15 protein-coding genes are annotated in these 16,985 nt (G+C 75.2%); 9 read left to right on the top strand and 6 right to left on the bottom strand.

The annotated features are described in order from the left end of the window. A complete protein-coding gene (locus I3F54_RS03895; RefSeq protein WP_240117145.1) occupies nucleotides 1–1,194 on the bottom strand; it encodes a glycosyltransferase in 1,194 nt (397 codons plus the stop codon). 39 nt (nucleotides 1,195–1,233) lie between these two features. On the opposite strand from I3F54_RS03895, the gene I3F54_RS03890 reads away from it, so the two are divergent. Together I3F54_RS03890 and I3F54_RS03885 are read left to right on the top strand one after the other, a co-directional pair. Further along, nucleotides 1,234–2,019, top strand: coding sequence for a glutamate racemase (locus tag I3F54_RS03890; RefSeq protein ID WP_240117144.1), 786 nt, complete (start codon nucleotides 1,234–1,236; stop codon nucleotides 2,017–2,019). Nucleotides 2,020–2,098: 79 nt separating this feature from the next. Further along, on the top strand, nucleotides 2,099–2,644 hold the full coding sequence (locus I3F54_RS03885) for a hypothetical protein (protein ID WP_240117143.1): 546 nt from the start codon (nucleotides 2,099–2,101) through the stop codon (nucleotides 2,642–2,644). A gap of 149 nt (nucleotides 2,645–2,793) precedes the next feature. Here I3F54_RS03885 and I3F54_RS03880 read toward each other — a convergent pair whose 3' ends face one another. Further along, nucleotides 2,794–3,873 carry an O-antigen ligase gene (locus I3F54_RS03880; RefSeq protein ID WP_240117142.1) on the bottom strand — a complete coding sequence of 360 codons (1,080 nt, stop codon included), beginning with the start codon at nucleotides 3,871–3,873 and terminating at the stop codon, nucleotides 2,794–2,796. 256 nt (nucleotides 3,874–4,129) lie between these two features. On the opposite strand from I3F54_RS03880, the gene lnt reads away from it, so the two are divergent. From lnt to I3F54_RS03855, 5 genes are all read left to right on the top strand, one after another. Next, nucleotides 4,130–5,737, top strand: coding sequence for an apolipoprotein N-acyltransferase (lnt, locus tag I3F54_RS03875; protein WP_240117141.1), 1,608 nt, complete (start codon nucleotides 4,130–4,132; stop codon nucleotides 5,735–5,737). 67 nt (nucleotides 5,738–5,804) lie between these two features. Then, a complete protein-coding gene (locus I3F54_RS03870) occupies nucleotides 5,805–6,284 on the top strand; it encodes an NUDIX domain-containing protein (protein ID WP_240117140.1) in 480 nt (159 codons plus the stop codon). 54 nt (nucleotides 6,285–6,338) lie between these two features. Beyond that, on the top strand, nucleotides 6,339–7,139 hold the full coding sequence (locus tag I3F54_RS03865) for a 3-hydroxybutyrate dehydrogenase (RefSeq protein ID WP_240117139.1): 801 nt from the start codon (nucleotides 6,339–6,341) through the stop codon (nucleotides 7,137–7,139). A 343-nt stretch (nucleotides 7,140–7,482) separates the two neighbouring features. Next, the gene (locus tag I3F54_RS03860; protein ID WP_240117138.1) at nucleotides 7,483–9,423 is read left to right on the top strand and encodes a helix-turn-helix domain-containing protein; all 1,941 of its coding nucleotides are present in this window, start codon (nucleotides 7,483–7,485) and stop codon (nucleotides 9,421–9,423) included. 454 nt (nucleotides 9,424–9,877) lie between these two features. Further along, a complete protein-coding gene (locus I3F54_RS03855) occupies nucleotides 9,878–10,873 on the top strand; it encodes an NADP-dependent oxidoreductase (protein ID WP_240117137.1) in 996 nt (331 codons plus the stop codon). 347 nt (nucleotides 10,874–11,220) lie between these two features. Here I3F54_RS03855 and I3F54_RS03850 read toward each other — a convergent pair whose 3' ends face one another. Together I3F54_RS03850 and I3F54_RS03845 are read right to left on the bottom strand one after the other, a co-directional pair. Next, nucleotides 11,221–12,798: an FAD-dependent monooxygenase gene (locus I3F54_RS03850; protein WP_240117136.1), complete on the bottom strand. Its 1,578-nt coding sequence runs from the start codon at nucleotides 12,796–12,798 to the stop codon at nucleotides 11,221–11,223. Between the two features lie 5 nt (nucleotides 12,799–12,803). Then, nucleotides 12,804–13,394 (bottom strand): hypothetical protein, encoded by a 591-nt coding sequence (locus I3F54_RS03845; RefSeq protein ID WP_240117135.1) that lies wholly within the window; start codon nucleotides 13,392–13,394, stop codon nucleotides 12,804–12,806. Nucleotides 13,395–13,716: 322 nt separating this feature from the next. Here I3F54_RS03845 and I3F54_RS03840 point away from each other — a divergent pair, with 322 nt between their 5' ends. Further along, a complete protein-coding gene (locus I3F54_RS03840) occupies nucleotides 13,717–15,066 on the top strand; it encodes a nicotinate phosphoribosyltransferase (protein WP_240117134.1) in 1,350 nt (449 codons plus the stop codon). A 138-nt stretch (nucleotides 15,067–15,204) separates the two neighbouring features. Next, entirely contained in the window at nucleotides 15,205–15,492 is a 288-nt protein-coding gene (locus tag I3F54_RS03835) for a dsRBD fold-containing protein (RefSeq protein WP_240117133.1), read from the top strand. Between the two features lie 111 nt (nucleotides 15,493–15,603). Here the strand turns inward: I3F54_RS03835 and I3F54_RS03830 are convergent, their stop codons facing one another. Beyond that, nucleotides 15,604–15,807: a hypothetical protein gene (locus I3F54_RS03830; RefSeq protein ID WP_240117132.1), complete on the bottom strand. Its 204-nt coding sequence runs from the start codon at nucleotides 15,805–15,807 to the stop codon at nucleotides 15,604–15,606. After that, nucleotides 15,804–16,829, bottom strand: coding sequence for a 6-phosphofructokinase (locus tag I3F54_RS03825; RefSeq protein WP_240117131.1), 1,026 nt, complete (start codon nucleotides 16,827–16,829; stop codon nucleotides 15,804–15,806). The genes I3F54_RS03830 and I3F54_RS03825 overlap by 4 nt, the downstream gene beginning before the upstream one ends. Nucleotides 16,830–16,985: the final 156 nt, after the last annotated feature.

Here is a 16,985-nt window from a genome sequence, read left to right as displayed (position 1 = left end):
TCAGCGCTCGTCGGGCACCGTCTCCGGGCGGGCGTAGGTGCGGCCCTTCCAGGCCGCGCCGCGCCCCCGGTAGTGCTGCACCGCCGAGTCGACCGTCATCAGCAGGTACAGCGCCGCCGTGAAGGGCAGCAGCGGAGCGAGCCACAGCGGCTGCCGGCAGTAGCGGAGCATGGGCACGTACGTCCCGGTCATCACCAGCCACGCCGCCGCCCCGGCCGCCACGGCCGCCGCGTCGCCCCCCGCCAGGCCCGCGGCGACGGCGGCCGGCGGCACCAGGTACACCAGCACCAGACCGGCGACCGTGCCGAGCAGGAGCAGCGGGTTGTGCCGCAGCTGCGCGTAGGCGCTGCGCGACACCATCCGCCACAGATCGTGCAGACGGGGATAGGGGCGCACGCTGTCCACGCTCTCGGCCAGGCCCAGCCAGATCCGGCCGCCGCCGCCCTTGACCGCGCGAGCGAGCGCGACGTCGTCGATGACCGCGTGCCGGATGGCTTCCGGGATCCGGGCCCGCTCGGCGGCCCCGACCCGCAGCAGCACACAGCCGCCCGCCGCGGCCGCCGTCCTCGCCCCCGCGCGCCCGACCCGGCGGAACGGGTACAGCTGCGCGAAGAAGTAGACGAACGCCGGCACCACGAGCCGCTCCCACCCGCTCTCCACCCGCAGCCGCGCCATCTGCGACACCAGGTCGAACCCGCCGGAGTCCGCCGCCGCCACCAGGCGGCGCAGGCTGTCCGGGGCGTGCGCGATGTCCGCGTCCGTCAGCAGCAGGTACTCGGGGTCCCGCGCGCGTGCCAGGGCGATGCCGTGCCGCACCGCCCACAGTTTCCCGGTCCAGTCCGTGGGCGGTTCCCCCGGGCGGTCCACGGTCAGCGGCAGGCCCCCGTGCCGCCGCGCCAGCTCACGCGCGAGTTCAGCGGTGCCGTCCGAGCTGCCGTCGTCGACGAGGAAGACCTCCGCCCGCCCCGGGTAGTCCTGGGCCAGCAGGGACGGCAGGCTCCGCGGCAGCACGGCCGCCTCGTCGCGAGCCGGCACCACCACGCACACCGGCGGCCACGCGCCGGGATCCCGACCCGGCGGCAGCCGGACGTCGGTCCGCCAGAACATGCCCTGGGCGAGCAGCAGCCACAGCCAGGCCGCGAGGGACACGACAGCACTCCACACGATGGCGCTCACCCGGGCAGTCTGCCCCACCCGGCCGGACGCACGGGGGCCATCGTCTATCGTGGCCGGGTGAAGATCGCGCTCATGGACTCCGGGATCGGCCTGCTGGCGGCCACCGCCGCGGTACGGCGCCTGCGACCCGACGCCGATCTCGTGCTCTCGCTCGACCCCGACGGCATGCCCTGGGGGCCGCGCACCGCCGAGGACCTCACCGGGCGTGCCCTGGCCGTCGCCCGGGCCGCCGCGGCCCACCGGCCCGACGCCCTGATCGTCGGGTGCAACACCGCCACCGTGCACGCGCTGCCCGCGCTGAGGGCAGCCCTCGAACCGGGGATCCCGGTCGTCGGCACCGTGCCGGCGATCAAGCCGGCTGCTGCGGGCGGCGGCCACGTCGCGATCTGGGCGACGCCCGCCACCACCGGGAGCCCCTACCAGCGGAACCTGATCCGCGACTTCGCAGACGGCGTCCAGGTCACCGAAGTCCCCTGCTGGGGTCTGGCCGAAGCCGTGGAACGGGCGGACGAGGCGGCGGTCGGCGCCGCCGTCACCGCCGCCGCGGCGCTGACCCCCGGGGACGTGACGACCGTCGTCCTGGGCTGCACGCACTACGAGCTGGTCGCCGAGCGCATCCGCGCCGCCGTCCAGCACACCGGTCGGCCGCCGCTCGCCCTGCACGGCTCCGCCGGCGCGGTCGCCGCCCAGGCTCTGCGCCGCATCGGCGGGCACCCCGCCTCCGACGCCTCCGCCGTCGGTACCGTCACCGTCCTGCTCAGCGGCCGGGAGGGCCGTCTGCCCGCGCCCGCCCTGGCCTACTCCGAGGGCCGCCTGCTCACGGAGGTCAGCCCCGCCTCGTAACCACGCGCCGTTCCCCGCGCGCGTCGGTCACTGTGTGCTACGCGGTACCAGCGCAGCGAAACATGAGTACCCTCGAAACATGAGGGACCACGCCCGCGAGGGGGATGCCCCGCACCCCGAGGTATGGACCGGACGCGCCACCAACCGGGTCCAGTGGCTGCTGGCGCTCGTCGGAGCCGCGTGCATGGCACTCGGCGTCGAACTGGCGGTCGACTCCGCCTGGACGACCGGGATCGCACCCCTCGCGATGTCGGTGGTCGGCTGCATCGCCGCCGGGCTGCTGGTCCTCTTCGGCACTCTCGCCTTCGTCCACGTCGACCTCAGACTCGACAGGGAGTCCGTCGAGGTGCGCTGCGGCCACATCGGCCTGCCCCGCCGGCGCATTCCTCTCACGCACGTCGCCGGGGCCGACTTCGCCCCGAACGTCACCCCTCGCCAGTGGGGCGGCTGGGGCTACCGCTGGCGGCCGGAGAAGGGAACCGCCGTCGTCGTGCGCCGCGGCGAGGGTGTCGTGCTGCGCCTGTGGGACGGCCACACCTTCACGATCACCGTGGACGACGCCGAGGCCGCCGTCCGGGCCATCAGGGCCCGTCTGCGGGCCGGAACCCCCGGTCCCGCGCACTGAACGGAGCGCGAGCAGCGCCCGGGCCGCGGCCCACGAGGACCCGCTGCCGTGCGGCGCGGCAGCGTCGCCGGGGCGGGCCGGTCCCCGTCCGGACGGGGAGAGCCGGAGCGGCGTCCCCGCCCGCGCGGCCCGTTGTGGGTCCGGCGTCGTCAGGGGGCCGACCGGTCCTCACGCGCGCGTGCCCGGGCCGCACCCCGCGGCACCTCGTCGGCCAGTGGGCGCGCTGTGGCCAGTCCCGTCAGCAGGCCCGCGCCGACGGACACGGCCGTGAAGCTGAGCGCGTTGCCGACGGCGGCGAGAGCCGCCAGCGCCGTGACGGCCGCGCCCGCGGTGAGCGCCACCGGGGTGGGGCGGCGGGTGCGCCACAGCGCGAGCAGTACCCAGCCGAACACGGCCGCCAGCAGCACGACGCCGATCACCCCCTGCTCGGCTGCCAGCTGAAGCGGTGCCGAGTGCGGCTTGCCGTCGGGCAGCAGTGTCCGGCCCGCCGTCGGACTCAGCTCGCCGAACCGGTCCGGTCCCACACCGAGCGCGGCGTCGTGCCCGGCCAGCTGGAGGGCGTCGTGCCACAGTCCCACCCGGTGCGGTGTGAGCCGGCCCCGCAGGGCGTCGGTCAGGCCGTCCGGCAGGACGTCCGCCGCGACCGCCCACGTTCCCGCGGTGACCGCAGCCGAGGCCAGCGCCAGCCCCGCGATGCCCACCCCGCGGCGGTGCATCCGGCCGGCGGCCAGCGAGCACAGCAGGACGGCGGCACCGGCCACGGCACCGGCGGTCGAGCCCAGGACGGCCGCCGCGACGACGATCGCCGCGGCCAGCAGCCGCAGCGCCGGCCGCGCTCCGGACGCGGCCGCCGACCACGCGGCGCAGCAGGCGGCGCCGACACACAGCGTGAACAGGGCGGCCGTGGCGCCCGCGTGGCCGAGCGGGGCGAGCCCCCCGGGGCCCGGCGTGAGATCGGGGACGGTCACCACCAGGGCGAGTCCGGCCAGCGCCCCGAGACACGGCGCGGCGACCGGCATCAGCGCTCCGAAGATCCTCCCGGCCGCGTGGCCGGCGGTCACCGCCAGCACCGCGAGCAGCATGCCCTCGGGACGCCCGTCCTGCGCGGCCGCCGTGATCAGGGACCAGGCGGCGCAGGCGCCGAGAACGACGATCCCCGCCGCGTCGGAGACGTGCCGCCGTTCAGCGGTGTCCGGCCCGCCGCCGGACGCCCTCGTCGTGGAACCCACCCGACCCCCCGAACCCGGTCGCCCCCCGACCTGTGCACTTTCCCGTCCCGGCGCGGTAACGGGCCGCAGGACGGGACTCGGCCACACCGTAACGGCTGATGGGCGGTTTGTGGATGAGTTGCGCACAGATGCGCAGGAACGATGCGCCGGAAGGGACCCACGGGGGCCCTGCGGCTGCTGGGCCCCCGGTGCGGTAGCCCCACCGCCGATCGGGCTGCTGTGTTCGCGACCAGGTCACCCGCCGTACACTCCCGGAGTGACCGTCACCGCAACACCCGTGGGCCAGCCCGACCAGCTCCAGCCGCAGACCGCGCCCGGACGCGGTGCGCGCCTTCGGCGCCTGGTCCCGGCCGCCGCCGCGGCACTCGCCGGAGTGCTGCTCTACGTCAGCTTCCCGCCGCGCACCCTGTGGTGGCTGGCACTGCCGGCCTTCGCCGTGTTCGGCTGGGTGGTGCGCGGACGCAGCTGGAAGGCGGGACTCGGGCTCGGGTACCTCTTCGGCCTGGGTTTCCTGCTGCCGCTGCTGGTGTGGACCGGCGTGGAGGTCGGCTCGGGGCCCTGGCTCGCCCTGGTCGCGGTGGAGGCGGTCTTCGTCGCGCTGGTCGGCGCCGGAGCCGCCGCCGTGTCCCGGCTGCCCGCCTGGCCCGTGTGGGCGGCGGCGTTGTGGATCGCGGGCGAGGCGGCACGGGCACGCGTGCCCTTCGGCGGGTTCCCCTGGGGCAAGATCGCCTTCGGACAGGCGGACGGGGTCTTCCTTCCGCTCGCCGCGGTCGGCGGCACCCCGGTCCTCGGGTTCGCGGTCGTGCTGTGCGGCTTCGGCCTGTACGAGGCCGCCCGGCTGGTCGCCGACGGCCGCCGCACACGCGCCGTGCGCCGTGGCGCCGCCGCCGCGGCGCTGCTGAGCGTCGCCGTGCCGGTGGCGGGGGCGGTGGCCGCGCGCCCGCTGGTCAGCGACAAGGCCGAGGACGGCACCGCGACGGTCGCCGTCGTCCAGGGCAACGTTCCCCGCCTCGGCCTGGACTTCAACGCCCAGCGCCGGGCCGTGCTCGACCATCACGCGCGCGAGACGGAACGGTTGGCCGCCGAGGTCGGGGCCGGCAAGCTGCCCCGGCCCGACTTCGTGCTGTGGCCGGAGAACTCCTCCGACATCGACCCCTTCGCCAACCCCGACGCCGCCGCCGTCATCGAGCACGCGGCCCGGTCCATCGCCGCACCCCTGTCCGTCGGTGGCGTCGTGGAGCGCGACGGCAAGCTCCTCAACGAGCAGATCCTGTGGGATCCGGCCAAGGGCCCCATCCAGACCTACGACAAGCGGCAGGTCCAGCCGTTCGGTGAGTTCCTGCCGCTGCGTTCCCTCATCGGCGCCATCAACAGCGACTGGACCTCGATGGTCCGCCAGGACTTCAGCCGGGGCAGCGAGCCCGGCGTCTTCGACATCGACGGCACCAAGGTCGGCCTGGCGACCTGCTACGAGGCCGCTTTCGACTGGGCCGTGCGCGACACGGTCACCCACGGCGCGGAGATGATCTCCGTGCCGAGCAACAACGCGACGTTCGACCGCAGTGAGATGACCTACCAGCAGCTCGCCATGTCGCGCGTGCGCGCCGTCGAGCACAGCCGGACCGTCACCGTCCCGGTGACCAGCGGGGTCAGCGCGATCATCATGCCCGACGGCACGATCACCCAGCGGACCGGCATGTTCGTGGCCGACTCCCTGGTGCAGAAGGTGCCGCTGCGCTCGTCCCGGACACCGGCCACGACGCTCGGCATCCTCCCCGAGACGGCGCTGGTCCTGGTCGCCGCGGGCGGCCTCGGATGGGCGATCGGCGCGGGGATCCGTGGGCGGCGCTCCGGTGACGCGTAGCCGCACACCCGGGGTACGTCGGCCCGACCGGCCCGGACGGGCCCGCCCCACCGGGTAGGGTCGGCCCATGGCCACGCCCGACTTCATCCGTACCCTCAGGGCCTTCGCCGGCCGGCAGTTGCTGTGGCTCCCCGGAGTCACCGCGATCGTCTTCGACGACACGGGCAGAGTGCTGCTGGGGCGCCGCGCCGACACCCTCAGGTGGTCGGTGATCGGCGGTATCCCGGATCCCGGCGAGCAGCCCGCCGCCTGCGCCGTACGCGAGGTCCACGAGGAGACGGCCGTGCGCTGCGTCGCCGAGCGGGTCGTCCTCGTCCAGGCCCTCGACCCGGTCACCTACGCCAACGGCGACATCTGCCAGTACATGGACATCACAGTCCGCTGCCGGGCCGTCGGCGGCGAGGCACGGGTCAACGACGACGAGTCCGTGGAGGTGGGCTGGTTCGAGGTGGATGCCCTGCCCGAGCTCGACGAGGCGGGGCTCTTCAGGATCAAGCAGGCAATGTCGGACGGCCCCACATGGTTCGACCCCACTGAACCCAGGTGAAGTATGGGGATTGACCACATGGGGTGAGGGGGGTGCCCTGCCTAGGGTCGAGCCATGACCGCGCCCCGCCGCCCCATGGGTTCCCCTGTTGCCGAACTCGACCTCGGCGGCCGTACCGCCCTCGTCACCGGTGCCGCCGGCGGCATCGGCCGCGCCTGCGCACTGCGGCTGGCCGCCGCCGGGGCCAAGGTCAGAGCGGTGGACCGGGACGCCTCTGGCCTTCAGGCGTTGGCCGAACGGTCCGCCGGCCTCCGGGGTGGCGTCGAGCCGCACGTCCTGGACCTCACCGACCTGGACGCCGCCGAACTCGCCGCCGCCGGTACCGACATCCTGGTCAACAACGCCGGCCTGCAGCTGGTGCGTCCCATCGAGGAGTTCCCGCCCGACGTCTTCCACACGGTGCTCACCGTGATGCTGGAGGCGCCCTTCCGTCTCGTCCGGGGTGCCCTGCCGCACATGTACGGTCAGGGCTGGGGCCGCATCGTCAACGTCTCCTCCGTGCACGGCCTGCGCGCCTCGGCCTACAAGTCGGCCTACGTGGCCGCCAAGCACGGGCTGGAGGGCCTGTCCAAGACCGCCGCCCTCGAAGGCGCCCCGCACGGCGTCACGTCCAACTGCGTCAACCCCGGCTACGTCCGTACCCCGCTGGTGGAGAAGCAGCTCGCCGACCAGGCCCGCGCCCACGGCATCGCAGAGGAACGCGTCCTCACCGAGGTACTGCTCCAGGACAGCGCGGTCAAACGGCTGATCGAGCCGGAGGAGGTGGCCGAGGCCGTCGCCTACCTCTGCGGCCCGCAGGCGTCCTTCGTGACCGGCACCTCCCTGGTCCTGGACGGCGGGTGGACGGCCCACTGAACCCGCCCGCTCCCGGACCGCGCCACCCCCGGGGCTGCTCCGTCCACAGACCGGCCGCCGTGTTCCGGCCGGCCGGCGGGCGACGGACCGCGCCACCCCCGGGGCTGCTCCGTCCACAGACCGGCCGCCGTGTTCCGGCCGGCCGGCGGGCGACGGACCGCGCCACCCCCGGGGCTGCTCCGTCCACAGACCGGCCGCCGTGTTCCGGCCGGCCGGCGGGCGACGGACCGCGCCACCCCCGGGGCTGCTCCGTCCACAGACCGGCCGCCGTGTTCCGGCCGGCCGGCGGGCGAGTTGTCCACAGGGCCCACCGTGCATCCGGCCGATGGGGAATCCTGTGACCATGCCCCGCGAACACATCCCGTCGCCGCAGCGCTCCGCCAGCTCCGCCGGAGCGCCGCCGGGCAGCGCCGAGACGCCGTTCCTGGAGCTGCTGACCCGAGGCGCGGCGGCCGACGCCTATGAACAGCCGGTGCTGCGGGCACGCGCCGACGGGCAGCCGCCCGAGCGGATGCCGGCCCTGGAGCACGCCAAGTTGCTGGCGCTGCGCGTCCGCGCCGAGCTGGAGGGGCGGCGCAGGCGGGAGGCGGAGCTGTCCGCGCTGTTCGAGACCGCCCACGACCTGGCGGGCCTGCGGGACGTGGACGCCGTCCTGCGGGCCATCGTCCACCGCGCCCGGTCCCTGCTGGGCACGGACGTCGCCTACCTCAGCCTCAACGATCCCGCGCGCGGCGACACCTACATGCGGGTCACCGAGGGCTCGGTGGCCGCCCGCTTCCAGCAGCTGCGCCTGGGCATGGGCGAGGGTCTGGGCGGTCTCGTGGCCCAGACGGCCCGGCCGTACGTCACCGACGACTACCTCCACGACGAACGCTTCCAGCACACCGCCAGCATCGACGCGGGCGTGCGCGACGAGGGCCTGGTCGCCATCCTCGGGGTCCCCCTGACGCTCGGGCCGAACGTCATCGGCGTCCTGTTCGCGGCGGACCGCCGCGCCCGCGTCTTCGAACGGGAGCAGATCGCCCTCCTCGGCTCCTTCGCCGCGCTCGCCGCCTCCGCCATCGACACCGCCAACCTGCTCACCGAGACCCGCTCGGCCCTCGCCGGCCTGGAGCGGGCCAACGAGATCATCCAGGACCGCAGCGCCGTCATCGAGCGCGCCTCCGACGTCCACGACCGCCTCGCCGAACTGGTCCTGCGGGGCGGTGGGGTGCACGACGTCGCCGCCGCGGTCTCCCAGGTCCTGGACGGAACGGTGGAGTTCACCGACGCCGCCCCCGCCGTCCCGCTGGAGGCCTCCCGCGCGGACGGCCACGCCGTGCGCCACGAGGGCGACTGGATCGCCGCCGTGGCGGCCGGCGGCGAGCTGCTCGGCGCGCTCGTCCTGCACGGCCATCCCGGCCTCGACCCCGTCGACCAGCGCACCCTGGAGCGCGCCGCGATGGTCACCTCCCTCCTGCTACTGGCCAGACGCTCCGCCGCCGACGCCGAGCAGCGCGTCCGCGGGGAGCTCCTGGACGACCTGCTCGACGCCCGCGACCGCGACCCCCGCCTGCTGCGCGAGCGCGCCTCCCGCCTGCACGCCGACCTCGACGCCGTGCACGTCGTACTCGCCGCCCGGCCCGACGGCACGGCCGCCGACGCCGAGCAGCAGGCCGACGCGCGCCGCCGTCTGTGGTCGGCGGCCTCCCACCTGGCCGCCACCCGGCACGGCCTGGCCGCCGCCCGCGACGGCGGCACCGTCCTGCTACTGCCCCTCGCCACCGGCGACACCGCCACACACCTCGCCCGCCGCACCGCCCGGCACCTGGGCACCGCCGTCCACGAGCCGGTCACCGTCGGCGCCTCCGCTCCCGTCGCACAGCTCGCCGCCCACCCCGAGGCCGTCGCCGCCGCCTACACCGAAGGGCGCCGCTGCCTGGACGCCCTGCGGCTGCTGGGCCGCAGCGGTGACGGCGCCGCCGCGGAGGACTTCGGCTTCCTGGGCCTGCTGCTCGCCGGGGACCGCGACATGGCGGGTTTCGTCGACCGCACCATCGGCCAGGTGGTGGCCTACGACGGCCGGCGCGGTACGGAACTGCTGCGCACCCTGGAGGCGTACTTCGCATGCGGTATGAGCCCGGCCCGCACCAAGGACGAGCTGCACGTCCACGTCAACACGGTCGCCCAGCGCCTGGAGCGGGTCGGCCGCCTCCTCGGCGACGACTGGCAGAGCCCGGACCGCGCCCTGGAGATCCAGCTGGCGCTGCGCCTGTACCGGCTGTCGGCCGCAGCACAGCCCTGACCCGCACCCGGTGGAGCGGGGGAGGACGCGGCGGGGCCGGACCCGATCGCGGCGGGCAACGGTGCGAGCCGCCATCGGCTCCACGTGCGGCCGCGCGTGGCGCGGACCCGCCCCGGGCCGCGGCCCGGGCCGGGTCGCTTCGCCTCGGGACGTCACGCCGCACCCTCTGCCACACTGATCCAAAAGGTGCGCAAAGGGAGGTTCCGGTGAGGTGTCCGCACCACCCCCGTCGCCCCGGCCCGGTGGCCGGCCGACCACCGGCCGCGCGGACCGTGTCCCGCGGGATGCGCACCGGCGGCGCGCCTGCCCCTGCTCCCTCGCACCCCGCGGACGGAGCCGCGCCGCGCGCCGGCGCTCCTGCCCCGGTGCGCCGTCTGCCGTCACGCAACGACCGACGGCCGAGGCGCCCCGCCCGCCGGCCGTGACAGCCACCCGTCACCCACGCGAAGAGGCCATGGCGCCCGAAGCCGCCAGCACGCCGCAGGAAGCCATGACACCGGAGGAAGCCATGTCCGAGATGCACGCCGTGCACGCCCACCGCCGAGGAGGCCCCGAGCGGCTCCTCTACGGGTACGCGCCCGTGCCCCGACTCCAGCCCGGCGAGGTACTGGTCGCCGTCCACTCGGCGTCGATCACGCGCGGGGAACTCCAGTGGCCCGCCACCTGGACCACCGCCTTCGACGACAGCGGCGAGCCCCGCACACCGATCATCCCCTCGAAGGAGGTCTCCGGGACGGTCGACCAACTGGGCCCCGCGACATCCCGGTTCCGCGTCGGCGACGACGTCTACGGGCTCATTCCCTTCCTCCGCGACGGCGCGGCGGCCGAGTTCGTCGCCGTGCCCGAGAAGGTCCTGGCGCCCAAGCCGCCGTCCCTGGACCACGACCAGTGCGCCGCCCTGCCGCTGGCCGGGCTGACCGCCTGGCAGGGACTGGTGCGCCATGCCGGGCTCCGGGCCGGGCAGCGCGTCCTGGTCCACGGCGGCGCGGGCGGGGTGGGCTCCCTCGTCGTGCAGGTCGCCGCCGCACTGGGCGCCGCAGTGACCGCCACCGCGACCGGCGCCGACCTCGACTTCGTACGGGGGCTGGGTGCCGAACGCGTCGTCGACTACACCTCCCGGCCCTTCGAGGAGGAGGTCCGGGACGTCGATGTCGTCTTCGACACCGTGGGCGGCGACACGGCCGCACGCTCCTGGCGGGTGCTCAGGCCCGGCGGCACCCTGGTCAGCATCGTCGCGCCGCCCCCGCCCCCACCGGGACCGGAGTCCCGCGCCGTGTTCTTCGTCGTCGAGCCCGACCAGGCCGGGCTCGGTGAACTCACCGCGCTCGTCGAGTCCGGCCGGCTGACTCCACGGGTCGACCGGGTCGTTCCCCTCCAGCACACCGCCGAGGCCTATGCAGCCCTGGAACAGGAGCACCACCAGGGCAAGATCGTCCTGCACATCGCCTGACCGCCCCCGAGCCCGGCAGCGGGCCGGGACGCCGCCCCCGCACCCCCGGGTGCCTTCCCACCGGCCTTCCGCACCCTGGAAACCAGGCCGCGCGACGGGACCGTCCCGTGGAGCGACGGCTACGGCGCTTCCCGGGCACGCTCAGCGGCCGGAAGGCGCTCCACGCCCACGCACTCGCCGCACATCCCGGTCCCGACCGCGGGCCCGGCCGCCGGAGCGTCTCCTGACCGGCGCCTGAGGGTCCTGCGCGGCCGGACCGGAGACCTGCCGGGCCCGCGGGGTGCGCCTCTGCCCACGTCTCTCCCACCCGCGCCCGGCCCGGGCGCCCGGGCCGGACGACGCACTGGTCACCACCGGGCAGCGGGGTGCGGCAGTGCCCCGACCAGGGACAGCCAGGCCGTCAGGCCGACCGGGTCGGTGGTGCCGCAGGTGTAGCCGACGTGACCGTCCGGGCGGACGGCCAGCAGACCGCGTCCGGGGCTGCTGGCCAGCCGCAGGACGGTGACCCGGGACAGGGGTACGGCGTCCGGCAGGGGGGCGGCGTCGCGCTGGAGCAGGACGTGCACCCCCGGCCGGGCCAGCAGCCCGTGCAGCCGCTGAGGAGGCCCGCCCGTGCTGACGGTCGCGTCCGGCAGCCGGTCCCCCGGGCGGGGCATCCCGCGCGGACGAGGGGAGCCCTCCACGGACACGGGGCTGTGCCGGTAGGCCACCCGCAGCTGGGAGAGGGTCCTCACGGCCTCGGCGACCAGCCGCCGCCGGTTCAGCAGGAAGGGCACCGCCGGGGCCGCGTACGGAGCGGCCACCCCGCGCAGCCACGAGGGGACCGGGCCGGTCGACGCCTCGGCCCAGAACGCCGTGTGGGTGAGGGCCAGCCTCCGCCGGGCGGCCGGTCTGCGCTCCGCCTCGTAGGAGTCCAGCAGCGGGTCGCCTTCCCGCCCGTCCGCCGGCCCGTCGTCGAGGCGGTCCGCGGCGAAGGCGAGCTTCCAGCCGAGGTTCACCGCGTCCTGGATGCCGGCGTTCATGCCCTGGCCGGTGGCGGGGGAGTAGGTGTGTGCCGCGTCGCCCGCGAGGAAGAGCCGCCCCCGGCGGAACCTCGGGGCGAGACTGCACCGCAAGGGCACGCGCGCGGACCAGGCGAGGTGCTCGATCCGCGCCCGCAGGCCCGCCCCGTCGAGGAGGCGCTGCAGCTCCGCCGCCGGGACGGCGGGCCCCGGCTGCCCGTAGGCCCGCCCCGTTCCGCCGGGCGAGGCCCGCGTGGCCAGCAGTCGCCAGGGCGCCTGCTCCCCGAGCGGGAACAGGAACAGCAGCCCCGTCCGCGCCGCGAACACCTGGGCCCCCGCGCCGGGAGCGAGGCCCTGGAGATCGAGGTCGGCGAGGAGCACCTCGACGGCGTAGGGCCTGCCGTGCCAGCCGATTCCGGCGCAGCGGCGCACCGTACTGGCCGGGCCGTCGCATCCGGCGACGACGGGAACCCCGAACTCCTCGCCTCCGCTCCGGGACCGGAGCACGGCACGTGCGCTGTGCCCGTCGTCGCGGACGTCGACGAGTTCGGTACCGCGCTCCACCGGGACCCCGCGCTCGGCGAGGGCCCGCGCCAGTACCTCCTCGACGTCCGTCTGGCGCGCCAGCGACAGGTGCGGGAAGGCCGTGTCGGGCAGGGCGAGGTCCCCCAGGCCGGCCTCCACGGCACGTGGGCCCAGATGCAGACGGGCCGTCGGCGAGGTGTCCGCACGGTCCAGCACGGCGTCCGTCACGCCCAGCGGGCGCAGGACCTCGAGGGTGCGCGGATGCAGGATGAGTGCGCGGGAGGGCCGGAACGGCTCGGGACGCCGCTCGACGACCCTGACCCGGGCCCCGTGGTCGTGGGCCGCCAGTGCCAGCGTGAGGCCGGTGGGACCGGCCCCCACGACCAGGATGTCCACCATCGGTCTCACGTCCCGCCGACCGGGAGCCACCAGGCGGCGGTGTCCCCCGATCCCGGATCATGGCCCCCGGCCGGACCGGGGCCGGCGATCACGGCGTCGCGCCGCCGCCCCGGTACGACGGCGTAGCCGATCGACCCGGGCTCGCTGACCAGGGCCAGTACCCGCCACAGCGAGCGCGCGTAGTGCTCCGCGTGCTCCGGGCCGTCCCACTCGTACACGCCCCGGTAGCGGCCGAGCTCGTCGTGGGCCAGCCACAGTTTCGACGTGAAACCGGGGAATCCCACGAACAGGGGCGTGTTCAGCAGGCTCTCCCGGCGGAACAACGCGTGGGCACGCCCCCGCACCCGGCGCAGCCGGAAGCGGACCACCAGTGTGCACGGGTCCTGCGCCCGGCCGCTGCCCAGGCGGGTCTCCCGGTACACACGGGCGGAGGTGCCGTCCGCGAAGGTCAGCCGCGTCCCGAGGCGGTCCGCCGGGAGGCGGACCCGGCCCCGCGCCAGCAGCACGAGGCTGGACAGGAAGCATGCGGCCACCGACCGCCACGCGGCGCCCGGGGGGAGCGCCCGCTGTTCACCCGTGCCGGCCCCGTGGTCCATGGTGGCCTCCCTCCGCGGAGCCGGCACGGCCGCACCGCTGTCGGCTCCGCTCCGCCTGCCGGGCGTGGTGTCGCTCCCGTTTCCACCATGCAGCAGCGGGCCACCGGTCGCGAAGCCGCCGAAGTGCCCCCGACCGGGGTACGCCGGTGTCCTGTCTCCGGGACGCAGGGCGCGCCCGCAGGGACCTTCGGCCCCGTGACCGCGGCCCGGTGACCCTCGATGGTGGGACGAAAGGGGCGTCAGTGGATGGAGTCGGCATACCGGCGCTCCCGCCCGGTGCGTGACCGGCGCCCGGACCGGGCGGGCCGAGGAGGTGACGGCGATGTCCGAGGCCCTGACCACCGACCTCTACGAGGTCACCATGGCCATGTCCTATCTGCGGGAGGGGATGGCCGGCCCCGCGACGTTCAGCCTCTTCGTCCGCGAACTGCCCCCCGACCGGGGGTTCCTGGTGGCCGCCGGACTGGAATCGGCCCTGGACCACCTGTCCGCTCTGCACGTGGGACCGGAGGACGTCGATGCCTTCGCCGCCGCGCTGCACCGCCCCCGACGGGACCTCGAACCACTGCTCGGACTGGAGTTCACCGGCTCGGTGCGGGCCGTTCCGGAGGGGCGGGTCGTCCTGGCCGGGGAGCCTCTGCTGGAGGTCACCGCGCCCCTGCCGCAGGCTCAGCTCGTCGAGACGTACGTGCTCAACCTGCTCAGCCATCAGACCGCGATCGCCTCGAAGACGGTGCGCTGCGTCCTCGCGGCGGCCGGGCACCCCGTCGTGGACTTCTCCCTGCGGCGCACCCACGGACCGCAGGCCGGCTTCCAGGCGGCCCGCCTCGGTGCGCTGGCCGGTTTCGCCGCCACCAGCAACGTGGCCGCGGCCACGGCCCTGGGAACACCGGCCGTCGGCACGATGGCCCACTCCTACGTGGAGGCGTTCCGCACGGAGGAGCAGGCGTTCCGGGCCTTCGCGCGGGCCCATCCCGGGCCGGTGACCTTCCTGGTGGACACCTACGACACCGAGGAGGGCGTCCGCGTCGCGGCCCGCGTGCTGCGCGACCTCGACCGCGGGCCGGGCTCGGCCGTGCGGCTGGACAGCGGCGACCTCGGGGACCTGGCGGTGCGGACCCGCTCCCTCCTGGACGCCGCGGGCCTGCCCGACGTCCGGATCGTCGTCAGCGGAGGACTCGACGAGTTCGCCGTGGAGGACCTGGTCCGCTCCGGGGCACCGGTCGACATCTACGCCGTCGGCACCCGGGTCGGGGTCTCGGCCGACGCGCCGTATCTGGATTCGGCGTACAAGATGGTGGAGTACGACGGCCGTCCGGTGATGAAGCTCTCGTCGGCCAAGGCGACGGCGCCGGGCGCCAAGCAGGTGTTCCGGCGCCCGCGGTGCGCCGACGTGATCGGACTCGCCGACGAGCCGGCGCCCCACGACGGTGTCCCCCTGCTGGAGACGGTGATGCTGGACGGGCGGCGCACCGGGGCGAGCCCCACCCTCGACATGTGCCGGCAACGGCTCGCGGCGGACCTGGACCTGCTGCCCCCGGCGGCGCGCAGGATCCGGTCCCCGCGCCCGCCCGGGGCGACGCCCTCGGCGCGTCTCGGCGCGCTGACCGACCGCGTCCGGCGCGACGTCGCGCACGGAGCAGCCGCCACGGCGATCCGCGAGGATCCATGACCGCGACCACGGCAGGGGGCCCGCGACCAGGCCCGTGACGGGGATCCACATCGAAGACCTGCGGCGGAGGGCCGCGGCAGAGGTTGGCAACAGAGTGGACGGACCGGAGGGGTCCGCATCGAGGTGAGGTGGACAACGATGACGCACGCATCGGAATGGAAGGCACGTCTTCACCTCTTCGAGGACGAGCACGGGACGACACAGGCGCATGTGGTCCTGGACACGGGCACGACCGCGGTCACCGGCCACGGGACGGCCCACCGCAACCCCGCGGACCGTGACGTCCCGGACATCGGCGAGGAACTGGCCGCCGGCCGGGCCATGCGCGACCTCGCCGAGAAGCTGCTGAACGCCGCGGAACGCGACATCGAGCACGAGGGTTCACCCCGGCCCGACACCCACGAGGTCGCCGGATGGCCGCTGTGACCGCACGCCGGGCACCGTCCCGCCGCCGCGGCGGCGGGACCTCGGCCACGCCCTGAGGCGAACGCCACCACTCACCGGCTCACTCCGCGGCTTTGCACGGGCCGCGCCGTGTCACGCGACGGTGATGCGCTCGTCCAGATACACGTCCTGGACCGCGTTCAGGAGTGCGACACCTTCACCGGTGGGCCGCTGGAACGCCTTGCGGCCGGTGATGAGACCCGTACCGCCGGCCCGCTTGTTGATCACGGCCGGCAGAGCCGGCCGGTGCGCGCCCGCAGGCCGAACGGCCCGGGGCCGCCCCATGACAGGGGTCACCCGAAGAACACCTCGAACTCGTCGTACAGCGACGGATCGACGAGCTTGGTCCTCGGCCTGCCGCCGTCCAGCGGCAGCAGGACGATGTCGGTGCCGCGCAGGGCGACCATCGTGCCGAAGTCTCCCTGCCTGACCGCGTCGATCGCGTGCAGCCCGAAGCGCGTGGCCAGCCACCGGTCGAAGGCGCTCGGAGTGCCTCCGCGCTGGACGTGACCGAGCACCGTGGTCCGCGCGTCCGTGCCGGTGCGCCGCGAGATCTCCCGCGCCAGCCACTCGCCGATCCCGGACAGCCGTACATGGCCGTACTCGTCCAGCGAGCGGTCCTTGAGCACCATCTGCCCCTCCTTGGGCACGGCACCCTCGGCGGCGACGACGATCGGCGCGTAGTTGATCTCGAATCGGCTCTGCACCCACGCGCAGACCTGGTCGATGTCGAACGGCCGCTCGGGGACGAGGATCACGTTCGCTCCGCCGGCCACACCGGCGTGCAGCGCGATCCATCCCGAGTGCCGGCCCATCACCTCGACCACCAGCGTGCGCATATGGGACTCGGCGGTCGTGTGCAGCCGGTCGATGGCCTCCGTCGCGATACCGACGGCGGTGTCGAAGCCGAAGGTGTAGTCGGTGCCGGCCACGTCGTTGTCGATGGTCTTCGGCACGCCGACCAGCCGGATGCCCTCGCGGCTCAGCTCGGTGGCCGCACCGAGCGTGTCCTCGCCGCCGATCACGACCAGCGCGTCGACGCGGTGCTCGGCCAGGGTGTCCTTGACCCGCTGCACCCCGTCCTCGTGCCTGAGGGGATTCGTGCGGGAGGAACCGAGGATCGTTCCGCCGCGCGGAAGGATCCCCCGGACGTTGGAGACGGCCAGCGGCACCACCGTGCCCTCCAGCGCGCCCCGCCAGCCGTCCCGCAGACCGACGAAGTCGAAGCCGTACTCCTGGACGCCCTTGCGCACGACACCGCGGATCACGGCGTTGAGACCGGGGCAGTCGCCGCCACCGGTCAGCACTCCGACCCTCATGGCTCCCTCCTTCGCGCAGGGCGTGACGTCGGCGGATGCGGATCGGCCGCCGGTCGCACGGTCAGGGTCGTGGCCCGTCTCCACGAGGCGGACCCGGCGGTCCCGAAGGACCCCCCCACCATCATGGGCGGCGGCCGCCTCACCGGCGACCCGCCG

This window comes from Streptomyces sp. MUM 2J, assembly GCF_022414535.1.
Classification (GTDB): Bacteria; Actinomycetota; Actinomycetes; order Streptomycetales; family Streptomycetaceae; genus Streptomyces.
This window is presented reverse-complemented; position numbering and strand designations above follow the sequence as displayed.